This is a genomic window from Lentzea sp. HUAS12 (assembly GCF_024125735.1).
GTDB lineage: Bacteria > Actinomycetota > Actinomycetes > Mycobacteriales > Pseudonocardiaceae > Lentzea > Lentzea albida.
This window is the reverse complement of the sequence record NZ_CP099738.1, coordinates 5,991,979-6,013,096: the sequence shown is the minus strand read 5'-3', so window position 1 is coordinate 6,013,096 and position 21,118 is coordinate 5,991,979. Positions and strand designations below refer to the sequence as shown.

The following is a 21,118-nucleotide window of genomic DNA, read 5'->3' as shown; positions in this document are numbered from 1 at the left end:
AGCTGAACTATCGCAGCGCGACCAGGGTTTCGCCACGCTGCTCGAGGACGACGGAACCCGCTGTGGCGAGTTGCACAGGGCCCGTGTGGCCTTCGCGGTCCAGCTTGACCGTGCCGACGACGGCGCCGGTGGCCTGCTCGAACACGCGCAGGCCCTCCTGCACCGGGATGATCGCGCGGCCCGCGAGAGTGGTGCCGGCGCCCAGCGTGCCGTTGGCGGTCCACAGTGGAGTGAGCGTGTCGAGCGACAGCGCGATCGTGCGCGATCCGGTGAACCAGAAGGCGTTCGTCTTGGTGTTGAAGACGCGGGACACGTGGTTCGGCGGGTCGGTGAAGTCGGCGGCCGGCACGTCGATCGGGGCCTCGTTGACCTGGTTGCCGGTCTCGGCGTCGTAGATCAGCAGCCTGCTCGGGTTCGGCACCGCCACCGCGACGAGCTTCTCGGTGACGGCGACGACCTGCGCGCCCTTGGCGCCGGTGACGGAGCTGCCGAACACCTTGGGCTCGTCGGACTTGTCCGGGTTCGGCTTGAGGATCGTCACGCGGTCCGACGCGTCCTCGGGGCAACGCTCGATCATCGCGAACCTGCCGGACGTGACGGCCACCGAGCCGTACGTGCAGCCGACGCGCGGCTGCTTGCCCGGGTTCACGATCGCCCGCAGGCCGCCGTACTCGAGGGAGCGCACCAGGTCGTCACGCCGGTAGACCTCGACGAACTTCGAGCCCGTCGTGATCAGGTGCGACCCCTCGTTGAGCAGTGCCGTGCCCGGTTCCGCGTCGCCGTTGCGCTGCGCCCGCCGCTCGCCGGTCACGCCGTCGAGCGACGTGAGCTCCGAGCAGTTCTCGCCCTTGGAGTACAGCGCCATGGCCCGGCCCCACGCCGAGCTCACGACGCACAACGGCAGATCGCGCCTGTACGTCCACCGCACGTCCCCGGTCAGCGGGTCGCGCCCGTTGACCTCGCCGCCGTCGCCGGTGACGACCGTCGAGGGCTTCTCCTCGCCGGTGTCCTTCGACGGCGTCAGCACGACCACGGGCGACTGCGACGCGCCGCTGCGCGCCCGCCACACCTCGGAGAGCGACGGCGGCAGCGCGGCCGCCTCGGGCAGCGGGGCCCACGACGACGGCCCGGTGATCGACGTCGTGGCGCGGGCATCGCTGAAGGCCCACGTCAGCACCGACGCCACCACCGACACCACCGCGATCACGGCGACCGCGATGAAGTCGGCGCGGGTGCGCCAGGACCGGGCGGGCGGACGTTCCTCGACGGGCGGCGCTGTCTCGTGCGCGGGCTCGTCGAGGACGTCCTCGACGTCGGTGACGTCGGAACCGGGGGACGACATGTGATCAGTCTGCCGAAGGAGCGGCCTGTTCGGCAGAGCTTCGGCGACGACGGCGCCGGCGCGGCTTGTCCGAGGCGGACTTCTCGGCGCCCTCGGACGCGGACTGCGCCTGCTCACCGGACTCCTGCGACACGCCGGCACGGCTGCGCGTGCGCGAACGGGTCCGCTTCGGCCTGGTCTCCTCGTTGTTCGCCTCCGCGGCCTGGTCGCCCTCGGAGCGGGACGAGCCGGGACGGCGGCTGCGGCGCTTGCGCTTGCCGGCGTCGAGCTGCTCCTCCTCTTCGGCGTCGAGGCCCGCGCGGGTGCGGTGGCTCAGCGGCAGCCGGCCGGTCGAACCGGACGGGATGCCCATGTCGGCGAACAGGTGGTCGGACGTCGAGTACGTCTCCACCGGCAGCGGCGCGCCCAGGCCGAGCAGGTCGTTGACGACCTGCCAGCGGTTCGTCTCGTCCCAGTCGACGAACGTGACCGCGATGCCCATGCGTCCGGCACGGCCCGTGCGGCCGATGCGGTGGACGTAGGTCTTCTCGTCCTCGGGGCACTGGTAGTTGATGACGTGCGTCACGTCGTCGATGTCGATGCCGCGCGCGGCGACGTCGGTGGCCACGAGCACGTCGACCTTGCCGCTGCGGAACGCCCGCAGCGCCTTCTCGCGCGCACCCTGGCCCAGGTCACCGTGCACGGCGGCCGCGGCGAACCCGCGCTCGGTCAGGTCGTCGGCGACCTTCTGCGCGGTGCGCTTGGTCCGCGCGAACACCATCGTCAGACCGCGGTCGCGGGCCTGCAGCACGCGGGCCAGCATCTCCGGCTTGTCCATCGAGTGTGCGCGGTAGACGAACTGCGAGATGTTCTCGTGCGTCTGCGGAGCGTTGTTCTCCTCCGCGCGGATGTGCGTCGGCTGGTTCAGGAACGTGCGGGCCAGCGTGATGATCGGGCCCGGCATGGTCGCGCTGAACAGCATCGTCTGGCGCTTGTCCGGGACCATGGTGAGGATGCGCTCGATGTCGGGCAGGAAGCCCAGGTCGAGCATCTCGTCGGCCTCGTCGAGCACCAGCATGCGGACCTTGCCGAGCACCAGGTGCTGCTGTTCGGCCAGGTCGAGCAGGCGGCCGGGCGTGCCGATGACGACGTCGACGCCCTTGCGGAGCTGCGCGATCTGCCGCTCGTACGGGATGCCGCCGTAGATCGCGGCGACCTTCAGGTCGAGGTGCTTCGCGGCGTCGGTCAGGTCGTGCGAGACCTGGAGGCACAGCTCACGGGTGGGCACGACCACCAGGGCCTGCGGGGTGCCGTCGCCGGGCAGTTCGGTGCGGTGCAGCAGCGGCACGCCGAACCCGAGCGTCTTGCCGGTGCCGGTGCGCGCCTGGCCGATGACGTCGTCGCCGGCGAGCGCGATGGGGAGCGTCAGCTCCTGGATGGCGAACGTGCGTTCGATGCCCGCCTCGCTGAGCGCCTTGACGATCTCGTCGCGCACTCCGAGCTCGGCGAACGTGGGGGATTCGGGTGCCACCGGCGCGTCGGCCAGCAGCGGGTGGGACGTGTCCTCTTCGGGCACTCCGGCCTCGCTGTGCTCCAGCAGGACCGGGTCCAGATGTGCTTCTACTTCAGCGGTCAGGGTGATCAGCCTCTCTCGTACCAAGCGCGTACGAGCCCTGCCGGGCCTCTCGACCGCGCTTGGGAATCAGCTGCGGGAAAGGTGTACGCGCACCATTTCGTGCGCCTCGCGGCGGTTCGTCACACTCGTCACGCCGGGCGTCCAGGCCCATTCTACCTGCCCAGACGCATTTGACCACTAGGCTTGCGTCTCATGGGTGTTGCGGAGGGTGTTGTCGATCTTCTGGGAGCGCTCGCATATGGCGAGCTCTCGGCTTTCGACCGGATGACGGAGGACTCGCGCACGGCGCCGACCCTGGCGGGCCGCGCGGCGCTCGCGCAGATGGCGGCGGCCGAGATCGGGCACTTCACGCTGTTGCAGAAGCACCTCGCCGCCGAGGGGATCGCCGTCGAGGACGCGATGGCGCCGTTCGTGAAGGGTTTCGACGCGTTCCACGAGTCGACGAGCCCCAAGTCGTGGCTCGAGTCGCTCGTGAAGGCGTACGTCGGTGACGGGCTCGCGGCCGACTTCTACCGCGAGGTGGCGAACTGGCTCGACGAGCCGACGAAGGAGCTCGTGCTCCACGTGCTCGCCGACACGGGTCACTCGGCGTTCGCTGAACGCGAAGTCCTGGCCGCCGTCGAGTCCGATCCGCGGGTCCGCGACCGGCTCGCGCTGTGGGGCCGCCGGCTCCTCGGAGAGGCGTTGACGCAGGCCCAGTACGTGGTGGCGGAGCGGGACGGGCTCTCGGAGCTCATCGTGCGGGGGTCGGGAGACCTCGCCGGGATCGGTCAGCTGTTCCGCCGGCTCCAGCAGTCGCACGCGCGGCGCATGACGCAGCTGGGTCTGGGCTAGGTAGGCTCGGCCCTGGATTTTTCTCTTGAGCACGGAGGTCAGCGTGGAGGTCAGGATCGGCGTCGCGGACAGCGGGCGCGAACTCGTCGTGACCAGTGAGCTCAACCCGTCCGAGGTCGAGTCCCTGGTGGCGGACGCGGTGTCCGGCAAGTCCAGCGTGCTGACGCTGGTGGACGCCAAGGGCGCGCGGTTCGTCGTGCCCGCTGGCCGCGTCGCGTACGTGGAGATCGGCCCGCAGGACTCGCGCAAGGTCGGGTTCGGCGCCTGAGTCGTCAGAGCGGAGAAGGGCCCCGGTCGTCACGACCGGGGCCCTTCCCGTTTCGGGAACGGCGCAGTATCGGACAAGGTCCGGCAACCCGCATCCCCGCCGTGCGTCGAGGTCGCCTGAAGCGGTGATTGCGCTGGTAGGAGCGTTTGAGCGCACCTAGCGTGACGGAGTCGTCACGCTGTTGAGGAGTGTTATGCGCGCCGCCCTGCTGGCCCTGTTGCTCGTGGTCTCGGCAACGACCTTCTCGCTGCCCGCGCAGGCGTACCAGTCGCACGCGGCCGGGTCGTGGTCCACGTCCTCCGCGCTGCCCGCGACCAACGCCTCCGCGCGCTCGACGCTGTCGTCCGGCACGCAGGTCACCGCCTCCGTGTCGGGGGCGAACCTGCGGCTGACCACGCTGAACTCCCCTCCCGGCGACCGGGGGGCGGTGCCCGGCAACTTCCGGCCGCAGATCCCGGCGAACACGGCGCTGATCGGCCTGACGGCGGCGGCCGCCGGGTGTGCGGCGTTCGTCGACTGCTTCAACCGGGGCACGCTCACGTTCTCGTTCAACCGGCCGGTGCGCGACCCCGTGCTGCACATCGCGGGCAGCGGCGCGACCGTCGGCAACACCGGCAGCACGCACGTCGCCCACACGCTGACCACGCCGGGGATCACGCTCGACGGGCCCCTCGCGGGCGCGACCAACATGACGATCGGGCAGAGCGGCACCCGCATCGAGGCGCCGAACCGCAACCTCAACGTGCTGTGCAACTCCAACGGCGCGAGGCTGGCGCCCGCGTCGTGCGGCAGCGTGAAGCTCAACGGCACGATCAGCTCCGTGAGCTTCCAGATCGACATGCTCACCAACAGCAGCACGCCGACCGACGACTTCTACGTCGCGGGCGTCTCCGTGGACGAGGACTTCGGCGACGCGCCCGCGAGCTACGACGCCGGTTCCGCCGCGAGCCACACCATCAGCGATCTGGTGCTGGGCTCGGGCGTGTCGGCCGACAACCCGGCGACGATCAACACCGGGTCCGTGACGCCGAGCCCGAAGGCCGTGGCGGCGGGCGCGGACAACAACCTGCCGGGCGGCGACGACCTCGACGACGGCGTGGCGGCGTTCCCGCGCCTCGCCAGGTCGGACGCGGGCGAGGACTACTCGGTGCGGGTCGCCTTGTCCGGCGCCTCGCAACCAGGTCGAACCTGCGCGTGGATCGACTTCAACGGCAACGACACGTTCGACAGCGGCAACGAACGCGCCTGCACGGACTTCCCGGCCGGTGCCACCTCGGTCACGATCACGTGGAAGATCCCCGGGAGCATCAGGTGCGGCACCACCTACGCGCGCTTTCGGGCGAGCTACAACGTCGACCAGGTGCGCAACGAGAAGGGCCTCGCGGACAGCGGTGAGGTCGAGGACTACCGCCTGCCGGTCGAGTGCCTGGACATCAAGAAGTCCACGACCAGGACCACGGCGAACCCCGGTGAGCAGGTGCCGTACACGGTCACCATCACCAACTCCGGCGCCACCGACGTCACCGGCCTGAGCGTGTCGGACGACCTGACGCAGGTGCTGGACGACGCGGCGTTCAACAACGACCAGGCCGCGACCTCCGGCTCGATCTCCTACACCGCGCCGAAACTGACGTGGTCCGGTGACATCGGCAAGGGGAAGACGGTCACCCTCACCTACTCCGTCACGGTGAAGAACCCGATCACCGGCGACCACCAGCTGCGCAACGCCGTCGTCAGCAGCGCGGGCAACTGCCTGGCAGGCTCGACCGACCCCGACTGCTCGACCACGGTGAACACACCGGGCGTGAAGATCGAGAAGTCCGTGGACCGGCAGTCCGCCAACCCCGGCGACACGGTGAAGTACACGGTCAAGGTCACCAACACGGGCAAGACGCCGCTGAACGCGATGTTCGCCGACGACCTGACGAAGGTGCTCGACGACGCGACCTGGGGCTCCGCGACGGCGTCCAGCGGCACGGCGGACTTCGTGTCCCCGACGCTGACCTGGACGGGCGCGCTGGCCGTCGGCGCGTCGGCGACGGTCACCTACACGGTCGTCGTGACCGGCAAGGGCGACAAGCAGCTGACCAACGTCGTCACCTCGGACACGCCCGGCAACAACTGCGTGCCGAGCTGCACGACCGACACCCCGGTCTCCGGCATCACCTTCGAGAAGAAGGCCGACAAGCAGTCGGCGAACCCCGGTGAGACCGTCACGTACACGGTCACCGTCACGAACACCGGCAAGACTCCTTGGCAGGGCGCCACTTTCACCGACGACCTGGCGCGCGTCCTCGACGACGCCGAGTGGGTGTCGGCGGCAGCGTCGTCGGGCACCGCCGAGTTCACCGCGCCGAAGCTGACCTGGACCGGCAACCTGCCGATCGGCGGCTCCGCGACCGTCACCTACGCGGTGAAGGTCACCAACCCCGTCCAGGGCGACTTCCAGCTGGCCAACGCGATCACGTCCACCACGCCGGGCGGCAACTGCCCGCCGGGGTCGACCGATCCGAAGTGCGGCACGACCACACCGGTCGCCGGCTTGAAGATCGAGAAGGCCGTCGACCGGCAGTCCGCGAACCCCGGCGACACCGTCACGTACACGGTGAAGGTCACCAACACCGGCAAGACCGCGCTGAACGCCACGTTCGCCGACGACCTGTCGAAGGTGCTGGACGACGCCGACTGGATCGGCAGCAGCGCGGGCACGTTCACCTCGCCGGTGCTGACGTGGACCGGTTCGCTCGCGGTCGGTGGCTCGGCCACCGTCACGTACTCGGTGAAGGTGACCGGCAAGGGCGATCACCTGCTGGACAACGTGATCACCTCGACCACGCCCGGCTCCAACTGCCCGGAGGGGTCCGCGGACGCGGACTGCCGCACCTCCACGCCCGTGTCCGGGGTGGAGATCAAGAAGGACGTCGACCGGCAGTCCGCGAACCCCGGCGACACCGTGAAGTACACGGTGACCGTGCGGAACACCGGCAAGACGGCGTTGACCCCGTCGTTCACCGACGACCTGACGCAGGTCCTCGACGACGCGACCTGGGGCGGCGTGACGGCGTCCACCGGCACGGCGAGCTTCGCCTCTCCGACGCTGACCTGGAACGGCGCGCTGGCCGTGGGGGAGTCGGCGACCGTCACCTACACGGTCGTCGTGAACGGCAAGGGCGACAAGCAGCTGACGAACGTCGTCACCTCGGAGACGCCCGGGAACAACTGCGTGCCGAACTGCACGACCACCACCCCGGTGTCGGGTGTGGAGTTCGAGAAGGCGGTCGACCGGCAGTCGGCCAAGCCCGGCGACACCGTCAAGTACACGGTGACCGTGCGCAACACGGGCAAGACCCCTTTGCAGGGAGTTACGTTCACCGACGACCTGACGAAGGTGCTGGACGACGCCGAGTGGGTTTCCGCTGAAGCCTCAACGGGTTCGGCGACCTTCACGGCTCCGAAGCTGACGTGGACCGGTGATCTCGCGGCCGGCGGCACGGCGACCGTCACCTATGCGGTGAAGGTCGGCGACCCGGCGGACTTCAGGCTGGACAACGTCATCACGTCGACCACGCCCGGCGCGAACTGCCCCGGCGGCGACAAGTGTTCGACCAGCACGCCGATCGCCGGGCTGCGGATCGAGAAGTCCGACGACCGCGACCAGGTCGTGCCCGGTGACACCGTGACCTACACGATCAAGGTCACCAACACCGGCCAGACCGTCCACACAGGAGCGTCGTTCACCGACGACCTGACGCAGGTCCTGGACGACGCGCGCTACAACGACGACGCGCAGGCCTCGATCGGCGCCGTCACGCTGGTGTGGCCGAGGCTGGAGTGGAAGGGCGACCTGCCGATCGGCGCCACCGCCACGATCACCTACACGGTGACGGTGAAGGACCCGAACCCCGGCGACAAGAGGCTCAACAACAGGATCACCTCGGACACGCCCGGCACCAACTGCCCGCCGGGGTCGAAGGACCCGTCGTGCAGCACGGAGACGCCCGGCCGTGAGCTGACGATCGAGAAGAAGGTGGACCGGCAGTCCGCGAACCCCGGTGACCCGGTCACCTACACCGTGACGATCACCAACACCGGCCAGGTGCCGCTGACCGGCGCGAAGGTGACGGACGACCTGTCCGGCGTGCTCGACGACGCCACGTGGGTGTCCGGGCAGGCGACTCCGGGCGCGGTGGCGCTGGTGGCACCGACGCTGACGTGGACCGGTGACCTCGCGATCGGGGCCACGGCGACGGTCACGTACGTGGTCCGCGTCGACGACCCGATCAAGGGCGATCACGCGCTGGTCAACCGCGTCAGCACCGAGATCCCCGGCAACTGCCCGCCCGGCTCGACGGATCCCCGTTGCGGCACCACGACCCCGTTGCCCGGCATGGAGATCGTGAAGGAGGTCGACCGGAAGTCCGCGAACCCCGGCGACACCGTCACCTACACCGTGACCGTGCGGAACACGGGCAAGACCGAGTTGAACGCGTCGTTCCGCGACGACCTCACCCAGGTCCTCGACGACGCGACGTGGGGCGGCGCGGACGCGGGCACGTTCACCTCGCCCGTGCTGACCTGGAACGGAACGCTGCCGGTCGGCGGGACCGCCACGATCAGGTACTCGGTCGTCGTGACCGGCAAGGGTGATCACCAGCTGACGAACGTCGTCACGTCCGACACCCCCGGCAACAACTGCGTGCCGAACTGCACGACGACCACCCCGGTGTCCGGCGTGGAGATCACGAAGACCGCCGAGCCGTCGTCGGCCAAGCCGGGCGACACCGTGAAGTACGCGGTGACCGTGCGGAACACCGGCAGGACCGTGCTCGACGCGTCGTTCCGCGACGACCTGACCGGTGTGCTGGACGACGCCACGTGGATCGGCGCGAGCGCGGGCACGTTCGCCTCGCCCGTGCTGACCTGGTCCGGACAGCTCGCGGTGGGCGGGACGGCGACCGTCACGTACACGGTGAAGGTGACCGGCGCCGGCGACAAGCGGCTCAAGAACGTCGTGACGTCCGAGACGCCGGGCAACAACTGCGCCGACGGCTGCACGACCGACACGCCGGTCGCCTCGCTGAAACTCGTGAAGAGGTCCGAGCCCGCCACGGCGAAACCCGGTGACACCGTCAAGTACGTGGTGACGATCTCCAACACCGGTCAGACGGTCCACAGTGGAATCTCCGTGGTGGACGACCTGACCGGGGTGCTGGACGACGCGACCTGGAACGGCGATCAGGTCCCCAGCGCGGGCACGCTGTCCTTCGCGGCGCCGAGGCTGACGTGGACAGGTGATCTCGCGGTCGGGGCGTCGGTGACGGTCACGTACTCGGTGAAGGTCACGGGAGCGGGGGACAAGCGGCTGAAGAACGTGGTGTCGTCGGAGACTCCGGGCACCGACTGCTCGGAGGGTTGCACGACCGACACCCCGGTGGCGGGCCTCGCGATCGAGAAGGAGGTCTCGCCGGACAAGCCCGTGCCGGGTGACGTCGTGACCTACACGGTGACCGTGAAGAACACCGGCCAGACGGCCCAGAAGGCGTCGTTCCGCGACGACCTGACCGGCGTGCTGGACGACGCGACCTGGAACGACGACGCGGCGGCGACGGTGGGCGAAGTCGCCTACACGGCTCCGGCGCTGACGTGGACCGGTGACCTGCCGATCGGCTCGCAGGCCGTCATCACGTACTCGGTGAAGGTGACCGGCGACGGTGACCACAGGCTCACCAACGTCGTCACCTCGGACACGCCCGGCGGCAACTGCCCGCCGGGGTCGACCGATCCGCAGTGCTCGACCTCGACCCCGTTGCCCGGCATGGAGGTCAGCAAGTCCGTCGACGTGAAGTCGGCCAAGCCGGGTGACACCGTGACGTACACCGTCAAGGTCGTGAACACCGGCCAGACCGACCTGCTCGGAGCCTCGTTCTCCGACGACCTGGGCAAGGTGCTGGACGACGCGACGTTCGGCACGTGGTCGGCGTCGGGCGGCACGGTGGCGGTCGCCGAGCCGACGCTGACGTGGACCGGCGATCTTCTGGTCGGCACCTCGGTGACCGTGACGTACACGGTCGTCGTGAAGAACCCGGTGACCGGCGACTTCAGCCTGGACAACGTCGTGACGACGAAGACACCGGGCGGCAAGTGCGTCGAGTGCACGACGGTGACGCCGATCGCCGGTCTGAAGCTGGTGAAGAAGTCCGAGCCGGAGTCCGCCAAGCCGGGTGACACCGTCCGGTACACCGTGATGGTCACCAACACCGGCAAGACGGTCCACAGTGGAATCTCGGTCACCGACGACCTGTCCGGTGTGCTGGACGACGCCACCTGGATCGGCACGGACGCGGGCACGTTCACCTCGCCCGTGCTGACGTGGACGGGTGACCTCGCGGTCGGCGCGTCGGTGACGATCACGTACTCGGTGAAGGTGACCGGCGACGGCGACAAGCGGCTCAAGAACGCCGTGACGTCGGACGTGCCGGAGACCGACTGCTCGGACGGCTGCACCACGGACACCCCGGTCGCCGGCTTCCAGATCGTGAAGAAGGCGGACCGGACCGAGGCGAAGCCCGGCGAGAAGGTCACGTACACGATCGTCGTCAAGAACACCGGCGCCACGGTGCTGCAGGACGCCGCGTTCGTCGACGACATGACCGAGGTGCTCGACGACGCCACGTACAACGGCGACGCGGCTTCAACCTCGGGCTTCGCGACCTATGCCGAGCCGAAGCTGACGTGGAAGGGCACGCTCGGGCAGGGCGCCGAGGCGACGGTCCGGTACTCCGTGACGGTCACGAGCAAGGGCGACCTGCGGCTGAAGAACGTCGTCACGTCCGACACCCCGGGCTCGAACTGCCGCGACGGCTGCGCGGTCGAGGTCCTCGTGCCGCGACTGGAGATCGTGAAGAAGGTGGACGTGGCGTCGGCCAAGCCCGGCGACCTCGTCACCTACACCGTGACGGTCACGAACACGGGCCAGACCGCGTTGCCGGCGGCGAGCTTCGTCGACGACCTGAGCGGCGTGCTCGACGACGCGTCCTTCGTGGACACGAGCGCCGGCGCGTTCACCGCGCCGAAGCTCACGTGGACCGGCGAACTCGCCGTCGGGGCCACGAAGTCCGTCACGTACCGGGTGCGGGTGAACGACCCGCCGACCGGTGACTTCCGCCTCCGCAACGTGGTCACGTCCGACACGCCGTCGAACTGCCCCGGCGAGCAGTGCGGCACCGAGACCCCGGTGTCGGGCCTCGAGATCGTCAAGAAGGCGGACCGGACCGAGGCGAAACCGGGCGACCGGATCACCTACACCGTGACCGTCCGGAACACGGGCCGGACGCCGGTCGACGCGTCGTTCAGCGACTCGCTGGCCGACGTGCTGAAGCACGCGACCTGGGACGGCACCGACGCGGGCACCTTCGCGTCACCCGTGCTGACCTGGTCCGGCGAGCTGGCGGTCGGCGCCACGGCCACGGTCACGTACCGGGTGACCGCGACCGGGCCCGGCGAGCTGCGCAACGTCGTGACCTCGGACGTGCCGGGCTCGAACTGCAAGCCGGGCGGCTCCGACCCGAGGTGCTCGGCGACGGTGAAGGTGCGGCAGGACCCGCCGATCGCGTGGACCGGTTTCCCGGCGCTGCCCCTGGCGGCGTTCGGCCTGGTCCTGGTGCTCGCGGGCGTGCTGCTGAGGAGGAGGAACGCGTAGCCGTGGTGGCCCGGCGCTCGTCCGGGCCTAGTGCTCGACCGGCTCCTCGATCTTGTACGGCGGGGTGGACGTGCCACCGACCCGGTACCGGCCCCACGGGTCCTGGTCGGTGAGCGTCCCCTCCGCCTCGCCGGTGGGGGTGCGCAGCACCGCCTTGCGGGCGCCCCCTTCGACGCGGCTCGTGACGTCGTCGCTGGCCTTCACGCGCCCGTACCAGTGGTAGCGGCCGTCGATCGGCTGGAAGTAGCCCCGGAGGTCGACCTCGACCGGGACCTCGTCCTCGCCGAACACCAGGACCGCGGAGCCGCTGTAACCCTCTTCGTCGTGCTCGTGCTCGCTCATCAATCAACCAATCGCAGAGGGGTGAGGGGCTGTCCGGGGTCCGCCTGGATGCCCGCCGACCGCAGCAGCCCGTCGATGGCGTGCCAGATCAGCGTGGCGAGGTAGTCGCTGAGGTTCGCGCGGGACATGGTCTGGCGGTCGAGCCACCAGTCGCCCGCGTTCTGCACCATGCCGACGAGCGCGTGCGCCCAGGGCTCGGCACCGCCGGAGTCCATGTCGAACGAGCGCAGGTAGTCGCCGAGGATTCGGGCCAGGGTCGTCGCGATGAGGTTCTTGTCCTCCGCGACCAGGTCCTTCTCCACCGGCCGGTCGACGAACGAGCCCTTCACCACGAACTTGTAGAGGTTCGGGTTCTCCTCGATCACCGACAGGTAGGCGTCGACGATGCCCGCGATGCGGCCGCGGATCGGCCCGTCGGCGACCAGGGCCGGGCCCATGCGGTCCATCAGCAGTTCGGTGGCCTTCTGGCCCACTGCCAGGTAGAGGTCGGACTTGTCGGTGAAGTGCCGGTACAGCACCGGCTTGCTGACGCCGGCCTCGGCGGCCACGTCGTCCATGCCGACGTCCGGGCCCTTCCTCGCCACGGCGGCGATCGTGGCCTCCACGAACTCCGCCCTGCGCTGTTCGCGGTGACCCTTCCACCGCTCACGTCGCGCGTCCGGCCCCTTGACAGTACGTGCCATGTGACGCACGCTACCAGAAGTAACCGTTACCTCAAGTAACACTTACCGGGGAGGGCAACCGATGAGGGTCGCCGATCGGGAGAAGACCGCGGAGAGGCTGCTCAAGTCGTCCGCCGAGAAGTTCTACGACCCCGAGGTGGACATCGACTGGTCCGCACCTCTGGCCGAGGGCCTCTTCTACATCCCTGAACAGCGCATTTCGCTCTACGGCACGCCTCTCTACGACTCGCTCACGCAGGAGCAGCGCATCGAGCTGTCGAAGCACGAGCTGGCGTCCATCGCGTCCGTGGGCCTGTGGTTCGAGCTGCTGCTCATGCAGATGCTGGTCAAGATGGTCTACAACACCGACCCGACCTCGCGGCACGCCCAGTACGCGCTGACCGAGGTCGCCGACGAGTGCCGTCATTCGACGATGTTCGCGCGCCTGGTCGAGCGGATCGGCTGCCCGGCTTACGGGCCGACGAAGCACACGCACCGCATGGGCAAGCTGCTGCCGGTCATCGGCTACGGCCCCGCGATGTACGGCTCGATCCTGGTCGCCGAGGAGATCCTCGACCGGCTGCAGCGCGAGGCGATGACCGACGAGACCGTCCAGCCGATCGTGCGGATGGTGAACCGGATCCACGTGCTCGAGGAGGCCCGCCACGTGCGGTTCGCCCGCGAGGAGCTCCAGCGCGGCATGGCGGAGCTCAAGGGCTTCGAGAAGCCGTACCAGAAGTGGCTGATCGGGTACGTGTCGATGATGATCACGCGCGCGATCATCAACCCGCAGGTGTACGCGGCCGTCGGCCTGGACGTGCGCGAGGCGCACCGCCAGGCGCTCGGCAACCCGAAGTTCCAGGAGACCATCCGCTGGTCGGGGGAGCGGATCATGTCGTTCCTGGATGAGGCCGGACTCGTCGGAAAGCCGGGGATGCGCTCGTGGCGCCGCTCGTTCTTGATCGGCTGAACGTCGTCACGTCGGGGCCTTCGTCCGCCGACGTGACCGCCGTCCTGCTGCACGGCTGGACCATGGACCTCACGACGTGGGACCGCGTCGCCGCCGCACTGCCCGGCCGGGTCGTGCGCTACGACGTGCGCGGTCACGGGCTCTCGGCCGGTACCGGCACCGGCACCATCGCGGACCTCGCCGACGACCTGGCGGCCGTGCTGGACAGGCACGTCCCCACCGGGCGGATCGTGCTCGCCGGCCACTCGCTGGGCGGCATGACGATCATGGCGCTCGCCGAGCAGCGCCCCGAGCTGTTCGAGCGCGTCTCGGGCGTGGCGCTGATCGCCACGTCGTGCGGGAACCTGCCGCGGCAGAGCGCGGTCGAGCGGCTCGCGGGGAAGTGGCTGGTCAAGCGGCCCAAGGTCGGGTTCGGCCGGGTGCTCGCGCCGGGCCTGCGGGTGACGTTCGGGCGTCGTCCGCGCTGGACCGACGTGCGGGCCGCCGCGGCGATGGCCGGGAACACGTCCGGTGAGGCGTTCGTCGGGATCCGCGAGGAGCTGACGCTGCACCAGCGGCGCGAGGCGCTGGCCGTGCTGTCGGACGTCCCGACCGTCGTGATGGCGGGGTCGTGGGACGTGCTGACGCCCATGCGGCACTCGCGGGTGCTCGCCGAGGCGCTGCCGTCGGCGCGGTTCGTGATCTACCCGAAGACCGGGCACATGCTGCCGCTCGAACGTTCCGAGGACGTCGCCAGACGGATCGCCGCGCTGATGTGAGGAAGGGCCCGCACCTGGCGGGCCCTTTTCGCGTCGTCAGACTGGGCGAACGGCCCTCGCCTGCAGGCGAGGGCCGTTCTGCGTTCGCCACACATCAACTTTTGTGCGGCCTCCTGCGCCAACAGGAGGCCGCTGATCCCCGTGCTCGGCTGAGCCCTCAGCGTGCCTGGGGAAGCTGCGTCGCTGCAGTCGTTTTGGTGTCAAAACAAACTGCTAGCTTACGATAGTCCTGTTTCAGCGGCAGGTAAAACGGACGGTCCGAGTTCTGGACGCTTATGGACTCCGGGTCGCAGGTTGGAAGCGCTCCAAGTGCAATGGCGAGACCTGCGCTTATTGCGCTGCATGGATAGTCCTGGACGGTTCTGGATGTTTCTGTACGCACGTGATGGTGCCGTGTGTTTTGTGAATCGCTTCTATCGGTGTCAAGATCGTGTGTCATCAGGCAGGTCCTGAGCCGGATCGAAGCAGCGCCAACTGCGCCGATTCGGGCACCAGCGTTTCACCAGCCTCGGCTGAGCCCGGTAACCGTGACCCTTCATGCGGATAGGAAGCTCCTTTGGGAACCGCTCTTTCTTCGGTGTGCGCGCCGCGCACTTCTTGCCGTTCCGCCGTCCTGCTGCAGCTCCTGCAGGCGGCAATGGCGTACGTCTTCGTCGTGCTGTTGCTTTCGGAAGGTCACGAACCACAGGTGGTGGGGACGATGGCGGCAGTCCTGCTCGTACTGGTCTCCGTGGTGACCCGTCCCGCGCCGGGTCTTCGCGCGGTTCTCAGCCGGGCGCTGGAGGCGCGGTGAATCCGGATGATCTGAGAAGTCGATTCGTGCCGCTGGCGGCGGTAGTGGCCGCCGCCTACCGCGAGGCGGGCCAAGAAATTCCAGCTCAGATGAAATCGATGCTCGGACGCCGTGGTGCGTCCTGGCCTTGGTTCGCGGCGCAAATGTTCGATCTCGATATTTCCGCGGGAACCAGGAAGCGCCTGAAGGCGGCCTTTCAGCGGGAGGACCTGGTCGAGGAATCGGCTGGACACAGGCCGGCGCGCCCGACATCGGACGAGGAACTGCGTGCGGCGACACCTCTGGGGTTCAACGCCCTGTTGAGGCTGCTGCACCAGCGTTCAGGGGTCAGTCCCGCGGTCCTCGCGAAGCGCGCAGGGCTGGAACTGCCGCGCAGCCAGGCGTACGAGATGGTCAGGGACGGCCGCACCGGCCTGCCGACCAAGCTCGGACAGGTGCGGGCGTTCGCGACGGCCTGCGGCCTGTCCGTGCGCCAGGTCGACGCGCTCGTCAGGGTGTGGGCCGATCTGCGTGACACCTCGTCGACGGGACCGTCGTCGGTCCTCGAACGCGATCTGGCACGGTTCCTGGCGAACTACCGCAAGATCGTCGACAAGCACGACGCGATGGGCGTGGGTGCGATGAAGGTCGATGTCGTTCCGGCGGGTCAGGTCTCGCGAGGGCGGCTGCTCGTGAGTGAAGGCCAACGACGGCAGCGCCGCCGCCTGTAGAGGGCGCGTCCAGGGCTTCGTCGTCGGTCGGGGAAGCCCTGGACGCCACTCGGTCAGTGCTGGAGCGGGAAACCGCCACCGATGCCGCGCCACGCCAGGTTGGAGATCAGCGCGACCGCCTCCTCCTTCGGCACCCGGCGGTTGTCGGCGAGCCAGGACCGGGCGGTGACCTGCGACAGGCCGACGAGACCGACGGCCAGCAGGCGGGCGCGCTCCTCGTCGAGGCCGGCGTCCGCCGTGATGGTCTCGGTGATCGCGTCGACGGAGTCCGTCGTGGCGCGCTCGACCGCGGACTGCACCGACGGCTCCGAGCGCAGGTCCGACTCGAACACCATGCGGAACGCCTGGCCCTCGCCGTCCACGAAGTCGTAGAACGCGGCCACGGCGGCACGCACGCGCAGCTTGTTGTCACTCGTGGAGCCGATGGCGGTGCGCACGCGGCCGACCAGCTCGTCCACATGGGACTCGAGCAGTGCCATGTAGAGCTCGAGCTTGCCCGGGAAGTGTTGGTACAGCACAGGCTTGGACACGCCGGCACGTTCGGCGATCTCGTCCATCGCCGCGGCGTGGTAGCCGTTGGCGACGAACACGTCCTGCGCCGCTGCCAGCAGTTGCGCGCGGCGGGCGGTGCGCGGCAGTCGAACGCCCCTTCCTGCGGGTGCGCTCTGCGCCGTCTCCGTCATTGGTGCCTCCAGCACGAGTGATGCGCCGTCGGAGAGGGGTTGCCTGACCGGGGCTGAGCGCAACCTTACTCGCTGGTAGCCCACATGCGGGAACCATCTGGGCCCGATTTCCCGCATCCTGGTCCGGTGAGCACGTTCATCCCCGCCCCGCTGTCCACCGTCGCGCTGCCGCCGCTGGACACGTCCCAGACGCCGTGGCCCGGCGAGTTCCAGCAGGTCGACGGCCACGAGGTGCACATCAGGACCACCCCCGGCGACGGTCCTCCCGCCGTGTACGTGCACGGCCTCGGCGGGTCCGCGACGAACTGGACGGATCTCGCGGCCCAGCTGCGCGACCACGTCACCGGCCACTCGATCGACCTGCCGGGGTTCGGGCGGTCGGAGCCGATCCCGGGCTACGACTTCAGCCTGGCCACGCACGCGCGCACGGTGACCAAGTACCTGGAAACGCTCTCACAGCCCGTGCACCTGTTCGGCAACTCCATGGGCGGCGCCATCTCGGTCATCGTCGCCGCGAGCAGGCCGGACCTCGTGAAGACGCTCACACTGGTCTCCCCGGCCGTGCCGGACTTCCGGCCCCGCCTCGACCGCATGTCCGATCCGCGGATGGCCCTCGCCGTCCTGCCGGTCGTCGGCGCCAGGGTCCGCCGCGAGCTCGCGAAGCTCACGCCGCACCAGCGCACCAGGCAGATGCTGGAGCTGTGCTTCGCCGACCCGAGCGTCGTACCGGACAACCGCATCGAGGAGTCGATCGCGGAGAACGAGGAGCGCGCCCGGCAGAGGTGGGCGGGGCACGCCCTCAACCGCAGCACGGTCGGTCTCGTGCAGAGCTGGCTCACACCCGGCGCGAGGTCCCTGTGGCGGCTCCTGCCGCTGGTAGAGGCGCCGACGCTGGTGCTGTGGGGCGAGAACGACAGGCTCGTCAGCGTCCGGAAGGGCCCGCGGACGGCGCGGGCGCTGCCGAAGGGGCGACTGCTGGTGCTCCCGAAGACCGGCCACGTCGCCCAGATGGAGCGGCCCGCCACCGTGGCGAGGGCCGTGCTGGGCATGTGGGAGGCCGTCGACCAGAACGCATGGTGACGAACGACGGCCATACGGGGGATGTGGGACCCTGGACCACGTGAATCGCGCCCCCGAGCGAGGACGCTCTGCTCCGCCCGCTGACCGCTACCGCCGCGGCGAGCGCCGGACCAGCGCGGAACCGCTCGCGGCCTCCTGGGAACCGGACGCCACGCAGGCGATGCGGCGGCCCCGCAAGGCCCGCGGCGTGAAGAGGCTCGTCGCCAACTACGGGTGGCGGATCTACGCGATCCCCGTCCTGCTCGTGCTGACGGCTCTGGTGGTGCTCGACACGGTCCAGCCGAAGGCGCCCGCGACCGGGAGCGACGGCACCAGCACGAACGCCGCCGAGACGCCCGTGAGCACGCCCGAGGTTCCCCCGTCGGAGCTGCCGGGCCGCAAGCCCGACCTGAAGATCCCGACCGCCGAGCTGCCCGCCGGTCCGGACTTCTCGCAGGACGGCGTCGGCACGTTCAAGGTCGTCGCGGGCAGCGGCCCCCGCGTCGGCGAGGGCGGCGCGCCGAAGTTCCGCAGGTACGCGATCGCGATCGAGGACGGCGTCAAGCCGGCCGACTACAACGACGACGCGGCCGCGTTCGCCCGCACGGTCGAGGGGATCCTCTCCGACCCGCGCAGCTGGATCGGCACCAAGCAGGTCGCGCTGCAGCGCGTCGAGGCGAACCAGAACCCGGACTTCGTCGTGGCGCTGACCACGACGAAGACGACGCACACGCTCTGCGGCAAGGAGATCCCGTTCGAGACCTCCTGCTTCAACCCCGGCCAGAAGCGCGTGATCATCAACGTCGCGCGCTGGGTCCGCGGTGCCATGGTCTACGGCTCCGACCTGGCCGGATACCGCACGTACGTGATCAACCACGAGGTCGGGCACGCCCTGGGCAGCGGCCACGCGGCGTGCGCCGAGAACGACGCGCCGGCCCCCGTGATGATGCAGCAGACGTTCGGCGTCTCGAACGACTTCGTCTCGCAGCTCAACGCGGGCCAGGACGTCGTGCCGGCCGACGGCAAGGTGTGCAAGCCGAACGCGTTTCCCGCTGGGTGAGACGGCTTTCCAACGGGGAAGAGCCGAGGCAGGGTAGACGTTGTCTCGGACACGGAGACATTCGTCGAGGAGGACCAGCATGGCGCTTCCGCCGCTCGTTGAGCCAGCCGCGGAGCTGACCAAGGAAGAAGTCGCGCGCTACAGCCGGCACCTGATCATCCCGGACGTCGGGGTGGACGGGCAGAAGCGCCTGAAGAACGCGAAGGTGCTCGTCGTCGGCGCGGGCGGCCTCGGCAGCCCGGCGCTGCTGTACCTGGCCGCGGCCGGGGTCGGCACGCTCGGCGTCGTCGACTTCGACGTCGTGGACGAGTCGAACCTGCAGCGCCAGGTGATCCACGGCCAGTCCGACGTCGGCCGCCCCAAGGCGGAGTCGGCGCGCGACTCGGTCGCCGAGATCAACCCGTTCGTCAAGGTGGTCCTGCACCAGACGCACCTCAACTCCGAGAACGCGCTGGAGATCTTCCGCGACTACGACCTGATCCTCGACGGCACCGACAACTTCGCCACCAGGTACCTGGTGAACGACGCCGCGGTGCTGCTGGGCAAGCCGTACGTGTGGGGTTCGATCTTCCGGTTCGAGGGCCAGGTCAGCGTCTTCTGGGAGGACGCCCCGAACGGCCAGGGCCTCAACTACCGCGACCTCTACCCGGAGCCGCCGCCTCCTGGCATGGTCCCCTCCTGCGCCGAGGGCGGCGTGCTGGGCGTGCTGTGCGCGTCCATCGGCTCGATCATGGTGACCGAGGCGATCAAGCTGCTCACGGGCATCGGCGACCCGCTGCTGGGCCGCCTGATGGTCTACGACGCGCTCGAGATGTCGTACCGGACCATCAAGATCCGCAAGGACCCGGAGTCACCGAAGATCACCGAGCTGATCGACTACGAGGCGTTCTGCGGAGTCGTGTCCACGGACGCGCAGCAGGCCGCCGCGGGCAACACGATCACGCCGCTCGAGCTCAAGCACAAGCAGGAGTCCGGTGAGGACTTCCTGCTGGTGGACGTGCGCGAGCCGCACGAGTACGAGATCGTCAAGATCCCGGGCTCGGTGCTGATCCCGAAGGACAGGATCCTCTCGGGCGAGGCGTTCTCGGAGCTGCCGCAGGACAAGCCGCTGGTGCTGCACTGCAAGTCCGGTGCCCGGTCCGCCGAGGCCCTCGCCGCGCTGCACAAGGCGGGGTTCAAGGACGCGGTGCACGTCGGTGGCGGTGTGCTGGCGTGGGCCCGCGAGGTCGACCCGAGCCTGCCCACTTACTGACGCGAGTTCGTGCCGGTCGTCCGGTCAACCGTTCTCGTCGAATTCGGCGTAGCCCAATTCGACGAGAACGATTCGGCCGGACGACCGGCTTCTCGACGAACTCGCCGCCACCTGCGGAGCAGTGGCCGTCGAACACTGGTGCATTCGGGTGCTTCGGTGCCCGAATGCACGTACCAGCTGATGCGCTGTTCGGGTGGCGGCGCGAATCACGGCGTGTCGTGATCCACCACCCGGACGGTCTAAGCAGGTAGCGTGCCCGACCGTGACCCGGTCCCCCGAACCGCCCCCTGCGCACGTGCGTGCGGCGTTCGGGGCACGTGACGCCGAACCCGAACTCATCGACGGCGGTCCCGCCTGGCGCTGCGGCGACGCCACGATCAGGCCCGCGCCCAAGCCCGCCGAGGCCACCTGGATCGCCAAGACCCTCGACGGCCTCGACGTGCACCACCTGCGCATCGGCCGTCCGCTCAGATCGACCGACGGCCGGTACGTCGTCGGCGGCTGGTCCGCCACCAAGTTCCTCGCCGGCCGGGCCGAGTCGCGTCACGACGAGGTCATCGCCGTCGCGCAGCGCCTGCACCAGGCCACGGCCGAGCTGCCCAAACCCCGGTTCCTCGACGCCCGCACGGACGTGTTCGCCGTCGCGGACCGCAAGGCGTGGGGCGAGGAGGACGTGCCGCTCGAAGCCGACCTCGGCGGGCGGACGTTCGACGCGCTGAAGGAACTGCGCAAGCCGATCAACCTCAGACCGCAGGTCGTGCACGGGGACCTGTTCGGCAACGTGCTGTTCGCGGGCAACGCGCCGCCGGCCGTCATCGACTTCACCGCGTACTGGCGCCCCGCCGAGTGGGCCGCGGCCGTGATCGCGGTGGACGCCGTCGCGTGGGGCGGCGCGGACTCCGGCCTGTTCCACCGGTGGAGCCACCAGGCCGAATGGGAGCAGGCGCTGCTGCGCGCGACGCTGTTCCGCCTGGCCGTGCACGCGTTGCACCCGCTGTCGACACCGCAGTCCTTCGCGGGTCTGGAGCGGGCGGCTCACCACGTCACGACCCTGCTCTGAGCGGGCCAATT

The 21,118-nt window shown here is 69.5% G+C and carries 15 protein-coding genes; 10 read left to right on the top strand and 5 right to left on the bottom strand.

Annotated features, from left to right (window positions below; genetic code table 11):
* Positions 1–7 precede the first annotated feature (7 nt).
* Both ND450_RS27280 and ND450_RS27275 read right to left on the bottom strand, forming a co-directional pair.
* The gene (locus tag ND450_RS27280; protein ID WP_253321444.1) at positions 8–1,342 is read right to left on the bottom strand and encodes a hypothetical protein; all 1,335 of its coding nucleotides are present in this window, start codon (positions 1,340–1,342) and stop codon (positions 8–10) included.
* Positions 1,343–1,346: 4 nt separating this feature from the next.
* Positions 1,347–2,966, bottom strand: a complete 1,620-nt coding sequence (locus ND450_RS27275; RefSeq protein WP_371927790.1) for a DEAD/DEAH box helicase — start codon at positions 2,964–2,966, stop codon at positions 1,347–1,349.
* Between the two features lie 183 nt (positions 2,967–3,149).
* Here ND450_RS27275 and ND450_RS27270 point away from each other — a divergent pair, with 183 nt between their 5' ends.
* The 3 genes from ND450_RS27270 to ND450_RS27260 all read left to right on the top strand — a co-directional run bounded on the left by ND450_RS27270 (position 3,150) and on the right by ND450_RS27260 (position 11,758).
* Entirely contained in the window at positions 3,150–3,791 is a 642-nt protein-coding gene (locus tag ND450_RS27270; protein ID WP_089909890.1) for a ferritin-like fold-containing protein, read from the top strand.
* 43 nt (positions 3,792–3,834) lie between these two features.
* The gene (locus tag ND450_RS27265) at positions 3,835–4,059 is read left to right on the top strand and encodes a DUF3107 domain-containing protein (RefSeq protein WP_253321443.1); all 225 of its coding nucleotides are present in this window, start codon (positions 3,835–3,837) and stop codon (positions 4,057–4,059) included.
* A 193-nt stretch (positions 4,060–4,252) separates the two neighbouring features.
* Complete coding sequence (locus tag ND450_RS27260; RefSeq protein WP_253321442.1) at positions 4,253–11,758, top strand: GEVED domain-containing protein; 7,506 nt, start codon at positions 4,253–4,255, stop codon at positions 11,756–11,758.
* Between the two features lie 27 nt (positions 11,759–11,785).
* On the opposite strand, the gene ND450_RS27255 is transcribed toward ND450_RS27260, so the two are convergent.
* Positions 11,786–12,100 carry a DUF4873 domain-containing protein gene (locus ND450_RS27255; protein ID WP_253321441.1) on the bottom strand — a complete coding sequence of 105 codons (315 nt, stop codon included), beginning with the start codon at positions 12,098–12,100 and terminating at the stop codon, positions 11,786–11,788.
* Complete coding sequence (locus tag ND450_RS27250) at positions 12,100–12,783, bottom strand: TetR/AcrR family transcriptional regulator (RefSeq protein WP_089909899.1); 684 nt, start codon at positions 12,781–12,783, stop codon at positions 12,100–12,102. The genes ND450_RS27255 and ND450_RS27250 overlap by 1 nt, the downstream gene beginning before the upstream one ends.
* A gap of 61 nt (positions 12,784–12,844) precedes the next feature.
* On the opposite strand from ND450_RS27250, the gene ND450_RS27245 reads away from it, so the two are divergent.
* From ND450_RS27245 to ND450_RS27235, 3 genes are all read left to right on the top strand, one after another.
* A complete protein-coding gene (locus tag ND450_RS27245; RefSeq protein WP_253321440.1) occupies positions 12,845–13,732 on the top strand; it encodes a diiron oxygenase in 888 nt (295 codons plus the stop codon).
* On the top strand, positions 13,705–14,490 hold the full coding sequence (locus ND450_RS27240; RefSeq protein ID WP_253321439.1) for an alpha/beta fold hydrolase: 786 nt from the start codon (positions 13,705–13,707) through the stop codon (positions 14,488–14,490). Before ND450_RS27245 ends, ND450_RS27240 begins: the two co-directional genes overlap by 28 nt.
* 789 nt (positions 14,491–15,279) lie before the next feature.
* Complete coding sequence (locus ND450_RS27235) at positions 15,280–15,993, top strand: helix-turn-helix domain-containing protein (RefSeq protein ID WP_253321438.1); 714 nt, start codon at positions 15,280–15,282, stop codon at positions 15,991–15,993.
* 53 nt (positions 15,994–16,046) lie between these two features.
* Here the strand turns inward: ND450_RS27235 and ND450_RS27230 are convergent, their stop codons facing one another.
* Positions 16,047–16,676, bottom strand: coding sequence for a TetR/AcrR family transcriptional regulator (locus ND450_RS27230; RefSeq protein ID WP_089909905.1), 630 nt, complete (start codon positions 16,674–16,676; stop codon positions 16,047–16,049).
* Between the two features lie 126 nt (positions 16,677–16,802).
* On the opposite strand from ND450_RS27230, the gene ND450_RS27225 reads away from it, so the two are divergent.
* From ND450_RS27225 to ND450_RS27210, 4 genes are all read left to right on the top strand, one after another.
* A complete protein-coding gene (locus ND450_RS27225; RefSeq protein WP_253321437.1) occupies positions 16,803–17,756 on the top strand; it encodes an alpha/beta fold hydrolase in 954 nt (317 codons plus the stop codon).
* Between the two features lie 40 nt (positions 17,757–17,796).
* Entirely contained in the window at positions 17,797–18,795 is a 999-nt protein-coding gene (locus ND450_RS27220; RefSeq protein WP_253321436.1) for a DUF3152 domain-containing protein, read from the top strand.
* A 79-nt stretch (positions 18,796–18,874) separates the two neighbouring features.
* Positions 18,875–20,047: an adenylyltransferase/sulfurtransferase MoeZ gene (gene moeZ, locus ND450_RS27215; protein ID WP_089909914.1), complete on the top strand. Its 1,173-nt coding sequence runs from the start codon at positions 18,875–18,877 to the stop codon at positions 20,045–20,047.
* Between the two features lie 262 nt (positions 20,048–20,309).
* On the top strand, positions 20,310–21,107 hold the full coding sequence (locus ND450_RS27210; protein WP_089909917.1) for a TIGR02569 family protein: 798 nt from the start codon (positions 20,310–20,312) through the stop codon (positions 21,105–21,107).
* Positions 21,108–21,118: the final 11 nt, after the last annotated feature.

Bases quoted from the DNA above. Each gene is read 5' to 3' on its own strand.
- ND450_RS27260 (WP_253321442.1), top strand. From the start codon at position 4,253: ATGCGCGCCGCCCTGCTGGCCCTGTTGCTCGTGGTCTCGGCAACGACC.
- moeZ (WP_089909914.1), top strand. From the start codon at position 18,875: ATGGCGCTTCCGCCGCTCGTTGAGCCAGCCGCGGAGCTGACCAAGGAA.
- ND450_RS27280 (WP_253321444.1), bottom strand. From the start codon at position 1,342: ATGTCGTCCCCCGGTTCCGACGTCACCGACGTCGAGGACGTCCTCGAC.
- ND450_RS27230 (WP_089909905.1), bottom strand. From the start codon at position 16,676: ATGACGGAGACGGCGCAGAGCGCACCCGCAGGAAGGGGCGTTCGACTG.
- ND450_RS27250 (WP_089909899.1), bottom strand. From the start codon at position 12,783: ATGGCACGTACTGTCAAGGGGCCGGACGCGCGACGTGAGCGGTGGAAG.
- ND450_RS27245 (WP_253321440.1), top strand. From the start codon at position 12,845: ATGAGGGTCGCCGATCGGGAGAAGACCGCGGAGAGGCTGCTCAAGTCG.
- ND450_RS27255 (WP_253321441.1), bottom strand. From the start codon at position 12,100: ATGAGCGAGCACGAGCACGACGAAGAGGGTTACAGCGGCTCCGCGGTC.
- ND450_RS27270 (WP_089909890.1), top strand. From the start codon at position 3,150: ATGGGTGTTGCGGAGGGTGTTGTCGATCTTCTGGGAGCGCTCGCATAT.